This is a genomic window from Lacicoccus alkaliphilus DSM 16010 (assembly GCF_900142805.1).
Lineage (GTDB): Bacteria > Bacillota > Bacilli > Staphylococcales > Salinicoccaceae > Lacicoccus > Lacicoccus alkaliphilus.
This window is the reverse complement of the sequence record NZ_FRCF01000009.1, coordinates 1-8,365: the sequence shown is the minus strand read 5'-3', so window position 1 is coordinate 8,365 and position 8,365 is coordinate 1. Positions and strand designations below refer to the sequence as shown.

Below are 8,365 nucleotides of genomic sequence, written 5' to 3'. Positions count from 1 at the left end.
TCCGGATTTCGGTGCTGTATCCAGAGGGTGGCCGCCGCATCTCTTGCTCCGTCCGGAATTCGGTGCTGTATCCAGACGGCGGCCGCCGCACCTCTGGCTCCGTCCGGATGGGGGATCCGAATCCGCACGGGGACCTCCCTGTTTCAAATTCCATCCGGGCCGACTCCTACCCGGCATCTCTTTATTTCGCCAGCCAGTACAACTGGAGTTTTTCCCGGCCGGCATCCACGTCTTTATGGAACTTCACCGTGGCTTTTTTACGTTCTTTGGCGATGTTCTTCAAAGCCTCTTTGAGTGCTTCTGCATTCCCTGTAACATGGTGGGCCGCGATTTCGCCCTGCAGCATCGCGACTTTGGCACTTTCAATGCCGGTGATGTTGCCGGCGACATAAAGGTTCGCCACTTCGGTCTCCATCTTCTCGCTGTGGATTGGAATATAACCGCCGAGGGACTCCATGTATACATGCTTCAAATTGAAGAGCGATGTGATTTCATTCACCGGTGACAGGCCATCGGAGATGCAGACGAAATCGCAGGCGATCTCTTTTTCGGTCCCTTTGATCACGCTGCCGTCGGCCCGTGTTTTCACGGTGGTGACGGACTCGACTTTATCCGTGCCATTGATCCTCACGACCCTTTCCTTGATCGAAATGGGCATGCCGAGTGCCTTCACACCTTTTGAAGGGAAGAGGTTCAATGCAAGACCGTGAAGCAGTGAGAGCCTGTTTCCGATATCCGCAGCAACCGCCAAAAATTTCGAAGGCGCAGACTGGCCTAGGCTCAGCAGAGTTTCCAGCGCCTCTTTCGGAGTGGCTGAATTGATTTTATTTTCAGCAGGCAGGCATATTTTACGAACTTCCACATCAGCGTAACCGAGCTCCATACTGATCACCATGGATAGTGGATTGATGCCGATGATGACTCCTGACTCTCCCGGTGCAACCCTTTGGAAATTGGTCAGCACCTGGGCTGCACCGACGGTCATGACACCCGGCAATTCCCACCCGGGCATCGGCGAGGCGTTTTCCTTTGAACCCGTCGCGGCGATCAGATGCCCGGAAGTGACGTGCCCCTTATCCGTATATACGGTGAATATCGAATGCTCTTTTTCAACATTGTAGACTGAGGTGCCCAGGCTGAATGTGACTTTATCATCAAGCTGACGGTACAGTCTGTCCGCAACTGCCATGCCATTCCACCATCTGCCCTTCGATTCTTCGTACAGCTGACCGAGCAGTCTGCCGCCGTGGTGATAATACTCATCGATGATCAGCACGTCCTTTTCATCTTTCAATATGTTGGCGGCACTGAGTCCTGCAGGACCGGCGCCGATGATGATCACATCATAATGCGCCATCGTGACCGCCCCCTTCGACGAGATGGGGCAGGGCGCCCTGGCGTACGATTATCATATTTTCACGGACCGGCGTCAGGCAGGCGCGGACGTTTTCCCTGCCGTCCACTTTCACCCTGCATTCCGAACAGTGCCCGATGTTGCAGTAGAGGCCCCGGGGCGCCCCGTCCCTTTCGTGATATCGGAGCGTGCGGATATCATTGGCCAGAAGGGCTGCCGTGATGCTTTCCCCTTCAGCACCATAATATGTTTCACCGTTCCAGATGAAGGGGATGAGGGGGCTTTTTTTCGACCCGAGGATTTTATGTTCGATTATTCTTCTAGTCATTGTATTCACCTCCGGCCAGGGTCCCGAATGAGATCATCCGAATCGGCGGCTGTGACTTCAAATGTATGAACTGAGGTTCGGCATGCTGTGTATCCCCTGTGATTTTATTGATCAGGTGCCCGCATGTCCTGCCGTTGCAGAATCCCATGCCGGCCCGTGTCTTCAATTTCATCTCCCTCGAATTGTTGACCCCCTTTTCCATCGCTTTCATCATTTCAGAATATGTGACATTTTCACATCTGCATACTGTAAAATCTTCGTTACTGTTCATAATGTTCACCCCATTATATTATCCTTAAAATCAGATAAGAAATAAGCGTGCCATTCATAAGTTGAATTTTTTAATCTTCGCATATAGTGTCGGCCGGCTGACCCCGAGCGCTATTGAAGATTTTTCGATATTATGATCGTGGTTTTCAAGGACACGCCTGATGTAGTCGGCTTCAACCCGATCCACATACTCCTTCAGCTCAATATCACCTCCGGGCAGGCTGTAAATGTTCATGGCCCGGTCAGATCCGACCTCTTCCAGATATTGATGAAAGATGCTGTTGTCGAGTGAACTGCCGTTCGAAAAGATCACGAGCCTCTCCACGACATTGATGAGCTCCCGGGCATTGCCCGGCCATTCATACGCCCTGATTTCCTTAAGCAGCTGCTGGTCGGCGTACAAGAGGTCCTTCCGGTATTTATCAGACAGCTGGAACAGGTAATAGTAGAATAAGGACTCGATATCATCCGGACGCTCACGGAGGGGCGGTATATGGATGTTGATGACATTGATCCTGTAAAGCAGATCCGATCGGAAGTTGTCCGAAGACAGAAGCTCTGTGATCCTCTTGTTCGTTGCGGAAATCAGCCTGAAATTCGTCGTCTGCTCTTTTTTACCGCCGAGTTTGAAGTATTTCCTTTCCTGGAGGATGCGTAGGAACTTCACCTGCATTTCAAGTGGCATCTCACCTATTTCATCAAGGAATAAAGTGCCGTCATGAGCAAGTTCGATCTTCCCTTCATTGCCCCCCTTGTTTGCACCCGTGAAGGCACCGCCGTCATATCCGAACAGCTCTGATTCGAACAGCTCCATCGGGATGGCACCACAGTTGAGGGGGATGAAGTCGCCTTCAAGCCTGCTCGTCTTATGAATCGCCTGGGCAAAAAGCTCTTTGCCGACACCCGTCTCGCCGGTGATCAGAATATTCGCATTGGTTTTTGCGGCCTTTTCAATCTGATTCTTTAAATTCTCCATGATGGAACTCTTGTAGATTATGTTCTTGAAAGGGTCATCGTTATGCAGATGTTTGACGTTATCACTTAAAACATCGACTTTGCTCTTAAGCTCCATGAGTTCTTTTTCCTTTTTGATCTGGGACGTGACATCGACTTCGGATACCACCGCACCGAGCACTTCACCCCGGATATTGATCGGTTCTGCCTTGATGTCCACATGAATGTCCGGGGTGGCCTGATGGCGCTTCTTCTCAAATGACCGGTTCCTGCGCAATGCCTCCAATATCAGCAGTTGATCTTCGGAAAATACTTCCTTGATGTCTTTCCCTATGACGTCTTCATGCTTGAGATTGAAGATTTCGGATGCACGAACGCTCCAGTAGATCAATTTTTCGTCTTTATCGATGATGGTGAATGAATGGTTATAAAAATTGATGAGGATTTCAATCAATTTCTTTTCAATCATTTTATCTCCCCTTGTGTAAACTTTATAATAATCATTATAGATTTCTTTACTATTTATCACAAATGATAATATGATATCCCCGTAAGAAGCTGGCACGTTTATTTCTTATATAAAAGTAAAGGGGGAGAGGTGCATTGAGCAGTCATTTTGATGTGATGATCATAGGCGGGGGCATCGTGGGTGCAAGTATCGCCTATTATTCGTCGAAGAAGGGTTTGAAAGTGGGACTGCTGGAAAAGAATACAGTCGCTTCAGGTACAACTTCGAAATGCGACGGTAATGTGCTGTTGATAGATAAAGAACCCGGCTTTGACAGCTGGATGGCAATCAAAAGCCAGGCACTGATCAAAGAGTTGTCCGCCGAGCTTGAAATGCCGTTTGAATTCAGGCATCCCGGAAGCATTTTCCTATGTGCGGACGATGAGGAACTGGAACAGGCTCATGTCTGGGTCGACCGGCATAACGCGGCGAATGGGGACCATCAATATTTCAGGAAGCTCTCCAAGGAGGATTTGAAGAATGACTCCAAGTACTTTGCAGATCATCTGACAGGGGGGCTTGAATGTACGAATGACTCAACGGTCAATCCCTATATGCTGACCTTTTCATTGATCAACGAAGCGAAAAAGCACAATTTCAGCCTTTATGAGCATTCACCGGTGACCGGCCTGAAGAAAACGGATGCGGAAACGTTTAAAATATATTCCGGCGAAAGAACTTTCACCGCCAATAAAGTGATCAACGCCGGTGGCATCCATGCGCCTGAAGTCAGCAGGATGCTTGATATCGATATGCCGATCAAACCACGCAAAGGACATATACTGGTCGCGTCCCGGACAGAACTGATGGGCACGCGGAAAATCCAGGAATTCGGCTATCTGATGACAAAGTTCGGCAGAGAGAGGAAAGCGCCGAAAGTGATGAACGACTATGGCATTGCGCTTGTGCACGAGGCGACGGAAAGCCAGAACTTCTTGATCGGCAGCAGCCGGGAATTCACCGGTTTCGACACGAAAGTGAACCCGTACATCATCCGCCTCATTGCAGAGCGGGCGATCGAATATTTCCCGGAGATGAAAAACCTGAATGTCATCCGTTCCTATGCCGGGCTCAGGCCTTGGACGCCCGACCACCTGCCGATCATTTCAGATACGGATATTGAAAACTATTATGTTGCGGCGGGGCATGAAGGCGACGGCATCGGCCTCAGTGCCATCACCGGTAAATGGATGAGTGAGATGGTGACCGGTTCACTCACTGAAGACATCAGTCCGCTCAACCTGTCGCGGTTCAAGGAGGTGACACTATGAACATCAATGCAAAACAGTTTTTAACGATCGATACACATACCGGAGGCAACCCGACAAGGACAGTGCTCACCGGCATGCCGGAGCTTAAGGGTGACACCATCCAGGAGAAGATGCTGGATATGAAGGAAAACCATGACCACATCAGGAAATTCCTCGTCTACCCGCCGAGGGGGCACGATGTCATGAGCAGCACCATCGTCCTTCCGCCGTTGAAGGAAGAAGCAGACTTCAGTGTGATCTTTGCAGAGACCGGAGGCTATCTGCCCATGTGCGGGCATGATACGATCGGCACATGCACGGCACTCGTCGAGCTTGGATATGTGGAAGTGACAGAACCTTCGACGATGGTCGTGCTGGACACCCCGGCGGGCGTCGTCGAAGCGGAATGCAAAGTGACGGAGGGCAAAGTCGAAGAAGTCACTTTCGTCAGCACGGATGCCTTCCATCTGAAGACGGTCCACATCGACTATGGAGACAAGAAAGATATCAAATGCGATATCGCATACGGCGGCAATTTCTACGGCATCATCAAAGCCGAAGATTTGGGACTCGATCTCGATGTCAGCAATTCGGAGAAGATTGTCTCTGTGGCGATGAAAATCCGGGATGCCATCAATGCGGAACATACAGTGCAGCATCCGGAGTTCCCGTTCATCAATAAACTGACCCATATGGAGTTATACACGCCGGGGGATGTCACAAAAAATGCAGTCATCGTGCCGCCGGGCGGCATCGACCGCTCACCGTGCGGAACAGGGACATGTGCCAAAGTCTCCACATTATATGAAGATGGCGCGCTCGGGCTGAATGAGACCTTCATCCATGAAAGCATCACGGGCTCACAGTTCAAAGCACGACTCCTCAGCACAAGGGAAGAGGCAGGCATCACGTATAACAGGATATCAATTACAGGTTCCGCCTGGATCATGGGCCGGCACGATTTTTATTATCATGAAGATGATCCGGTGAATCAGGGTTATCTGCTGATACCTGAAATTTAAGGAGGTGGGGAAGTGATACGGAAAGTGATCAACAGTCATGACATTCACATCAACGGCCAGCAGCTCAGGATCGTCCACAAAAATGAGCTCGCGGGGACGGTTGAAGGTTTCAACAATATCGATCTGCTGCTGAATGAACCGAGGGGCAGCAAGTATGTCAATCTGATCATTTATGAGCCGGCTGGAACAATCATCGATATTGAAATCCATTCCAATTCTGTTTTGGATAATAGAAATATACTGCTGAAAAGTTTCATCCAGTCGCTACTCGAACGTGGAACGATCGTACAAAGTGAGAAGTACACCATCAGGGAACAAGGGAGTGCTTACACTTATACACATGAGGGCCTCGGGTTTGAAAATATTCACGAAGTTGGAAGTATGAATGGGGTGTATGTGGCAGACGGTGAGGATGTCCGTGTTGAATCAGTGGATTTTGAACTGTCGGTTGCAAATATTACAGAGATCAAAAAATTCGTGGAAGCTTATGTAGATTTCAAAGGTTATCTTGTACTCGTTCACCGTGACAGGCATGTCACCGTCAATGAAGAAAAGGTCATACTCGCCTATCCGGTGAGTGAAGCTGTGTCTGTGCTGAATAAAATTTACAAGCAGGATGATCTTTCTGCTCTGAACGGGGGCAGGGTGAAAGTTATGAATGGACAATACACATTTAAACAATTTCTGGTATCAAATTCTCAATTTTATATTGATGAATCAGATATATATTCAAAGGGTTTCGTAATCAAGTAAAACAGGGGGAGAGTCATGGAAAACAAAGGGAGATTACCGAGTATACCGATGTTGATCAGTATACTTATACTGTTCGTCATCATCATGTTCAGCTTCATAGTGGTATTGGAGCTGCCCATACAACTGGCACTTTTAACGGTATGGTTCGTCATTATGGGGTTTGGAGTTTACCTGAGGTACAGTTATTTTGAAATGGAAAGGGGCCTGCTGAAGGGCATCCATGAAGGCATGGGGGCGACGCTCATACTGATTGCTGTCGGTGCACTGATTGGTTCATGGATTGCCGGCGGCATCGTACCGACGATGATCTATTACGGGCTCGGCATCATCAGCCCCGGCATCTTTTTGATGGCCGCGATGGTCATATGTGCCATCACGGCACTCGCCACAGGTACATCATTCGGTTCAGCAGGGACTGCCGGCATCGCGATGATGGCGATCGGGGAGAGCTTCGGATTGCCTGTATATCTTGTCGCCGGCGCGGTGATTTCGGGATGTTACGTCGGTGATAAGATGTCACCCCTTTCGGATACCACGGTAATGACAGCATATTTATCAAAGGTCGACCTGTTCAGCCACATCAAATCCATGTCCTACGTTTCAATACCTGCCTTCATAATTGCAGGTATCTTGTATTGGATCGTCGGCGTCGTCATTACTGATGGAAGCGGTGATTTGTCGATCGCCCAAAATACAATGGCAAATCTGGAAGAGACTTTCAATATTTCATGGCTCATGCTGCTGCCGGCAGTCATTGTCGTCATCATGCTCATATTCAAACTGCCGTCAGTGCCTGTCATCCTCTTCGGTGCACTTCTTGGGAGCTTATGGGCGACGTGGTTCCAGGGGTATAGCTTCATAGAAGCCATCCAGACGCTTTACACCGGGAGCGGTATTGCAACAGGCATAGATTTCATCGATAACCTGCTCGATCGCGGCGGCATCACATTCATGCTTGAGGTGATATTGCTGATCCTCCTTGCACTCGGTGTCGGTGGATTGCTGCAGTCAATTGGCGCCTTCAAGGTGATTGGGGACGTTTTCGCAAGATGGGCGACCAGCACAGGCAGCCTGACATCCACGACACTTCTTGCATCCTTTTTCGGTGTATTCTTTGGCGGTGCAGCGTATGTATCACTTCTGACGGGTACAAAGATCACTGAAGAAAACTATGACAGGCAAGGTGTCAGCCGGACATTGCTCTCACGTAACGTGGAGGCCGGCGGCACGGTGACGACCCCTATGGTGCCGTGGTCGGATGGCGGTATATTCATGGCGACAACACTGGGCGTGGCGACACTCGCATATCTGCCTTTTTTCTGGTATGGCATTTTGGTCATCATCATCAGTTTGATTTACGGTTATGCAGGATTATTCATAGCGAAGAAAGACAAATATGAAATGGAGAGGGATAAAGAACATGCAGAACAAATTTGAGGGAGTATTTCCAGTATTGATCACACCAATGAACGAGGACTACAGCGTGAATTATGAAGGATTGAAGGAGAATGTCCAGTATTTCCTGGAGGCGAAAGTGGCGGGCATCATCATCGTCGGCTCGACGGGGGAGTTTGCGTCCCTGGATGATGTGGAGAAGGAGAAAATCATCACGCAGGTCAGTGACCAGATCAAGGACAGTGATACGAAACTGCTGGTCGGCATCGCGGATGAGCGGACGGATAAAGTGATCGAGTATGCGAAATTCGTTGAGCAGACGAACGCGGACGGTCACCTGCTGATCAACTCATTCTACATGACGCCGACGGAAGAGGAAGCGTTCCACCAGTTCAAGGATGTCAATGATGTCGTGACGAAGCCCATCATGATGTACAACAATCCCTTCACGGCAAACGTGGACCTTGAAAATGAGACGATCTACAAAATCGATCAGGAGCTGGACAACGTCCAGTACATCAAGGAATCGAC

General features: G+C 49.3%; 9 protein-coding genes. 5 read left to right on the top strand and 4 right to left on the bottom strand.

From position 1 onward, the window contains the following. Nucleotides 1-181: 181 nt before the first annotated feature. From BUA12_RS09545 to BUA12_RS09530, 4 genes are read right to left on the bottom strand one after another with little or no spacing between them, the layout of a single operon-like run. Entirely contained in the window at nucleotides 182-1,357 is a 1,176-nt protein-coding gene (locus BUA12_RS09545) for an NAD(P)/FAD-dependent oxidoreductase (protein ID WP_072710383.1), read from the bottom strand. Then, nucleotides 1,344-1,682 carry a (2Fe-2S)-binding protein gene (locus BUA12_RS09540; protein ID WP_072710382.1) on the bottom strand — a complete coding sequence of 113 codons (339 nt, stop codon included), beginning with the start codon at nucleotides 1,680-1,682 and terminating at the stop codon, nucleotides 1,344-1,346. The genes BUA12_RS09545 and BUA12_RS09540 overlap by 14 nt, the downstream gene beginning before the upstream one ends. Further along, entirely contained in the window at nucleotides 1,675-1,953 is a 279-nt protein-coding gene (locus BUA12_RS09535; protein ID WP_072710381.1) for a (2Fe-2S)-binding protein, read from the bottom strand. Before BUA12_RS09535 ends, BUA12_RS09540 begins: the two co-directional genes overlap by 8 nt. Before the next feature lie 54 nt (nucleotides 1,954-2,007). After that, on the bottom strand, nucleotides 2,008-3,375 hold the full coding sequence (locus tag BUA12_RS09530; protein WP_072710380.1) for a sigma-54 interaction domain-containing protein: 1,368 nt from the start codon (nucleotides 3,373-3,375) through the stop codon (nucleotides 2,008-2,010). 134 nt (nucleotides 3,376-3,509) lie between these two features. Between BUA12_RS09530 and BUA12_RS09525 the strand changes: the two genes are divergently transcribed. From BUA12_RS09525 to BUA12_RS09505, 5 genes are all read left to right on the top strand, one after another. After that, on the top strand, nucleotides 3,510-4,685 hold the full coding sequence (locus BUA12_RS09525) for an NAD(P)/FAD-dependent oxidoreductase (RefSeq protein WP_245772803.1): 1,176 nt from the start codon (nucleotides 3,510-3,512) through the stop codon (nucleotides 4,683-4,685). Further along, nucleotides 4,682-5,686, top strand: coding sequence for a proline racemase family protein (locus tag BUA12_RS09520; protein ID WP_072710379.1), 1,005 nt, complete (start codon nucleotides 4,682-4,684; stop codon nucleotides 5,684-5,686). The genes BUA12_RS09525 and BUA12_RS09520 overlap by 4 nt, the downstream gene beginning before the upstream one ends. Before the next feature lie 12 nt (nucleotides 5,687-5,698). Then, on the top strand, nucleotides 5,699-6,439 hold the full coding sequence (locus BUA12_RS09515) for a hypothetical protein (RefSeq protein ID WP_072710378.1): 741 nt from the start codon (nucleotides 5,699-5,701) through the stop codon (nucleotides 6,437-6,439). 15 nt (nucleotides 6,440-6,454) lie between these two features. Beyond that, the gene (gene nhaC, locus BUA12_RS09510; protein WP_072710377.1) at nucleotides 6,455-7,876 is read left to right on the top strand and encodes a Na+/H+ antiporter NhaC; all 1,422 of its coding nucleotides are present in this window, start codon (nucleotides 6,455-6,457) and stop codon (nucleotides 7,874-7,876) included. Beyond that, on the top strand, nucleotides 7,860-8,365 hold a 506-nt coding region (locus BUA12_RS09505; RefSeq protein WP_143146126.1), incomplete at its 3' end, for a dihydrodipicolinate synthase family protein. The genes nhaC and BUA12_RS09505, both read left to right, overlap by 17 nt.

Bases quoted from the DNA above. Each gene is read 5' to 3' on its own strand.
- BUA12_RS09545 (WP_072710383.1), bottom strand. From the start codon at position 1,357: ATGGCGCATTATGATGTGATCATCATCGGCGCCGGTCCTGCAGGACTC.
- BUA12_RS09540 (WP_072710382.1), bottom strand. From the start codon at position 1,682: ATGACTAGAAGAATAATCGAACATAAAATCCTCGGGTCGAAAAAAAGC.
- BUA12_RS09535 (WP_072710381.1), bottom strand. From the start codon at position 1,953: ATGAACAGTAACGAAGATTTTACAGTATGCAGATGTGAAAATGTCACA.
- BUA12_RS09530 (WP_072710380.1), bottom strand. From the start codon at position 3,375: ATGATTGAAAAGAAATTGATTGAAATCCTCATCAATTTTTATAACCAT.
- BUA12_RS09520 (WP_072710379.1), top strand. From the start codon at position 4,682: ATGAACATCAATGCAAAACAGTTTTTAACGATCGATACACATACCGGA.
- nhaC (WP_072710377.1), top strand. From the start codon at position 6,455: ATGGAAAACAAAGGGAGATTACCGAGTATACCGATGTTGATCAGTATA.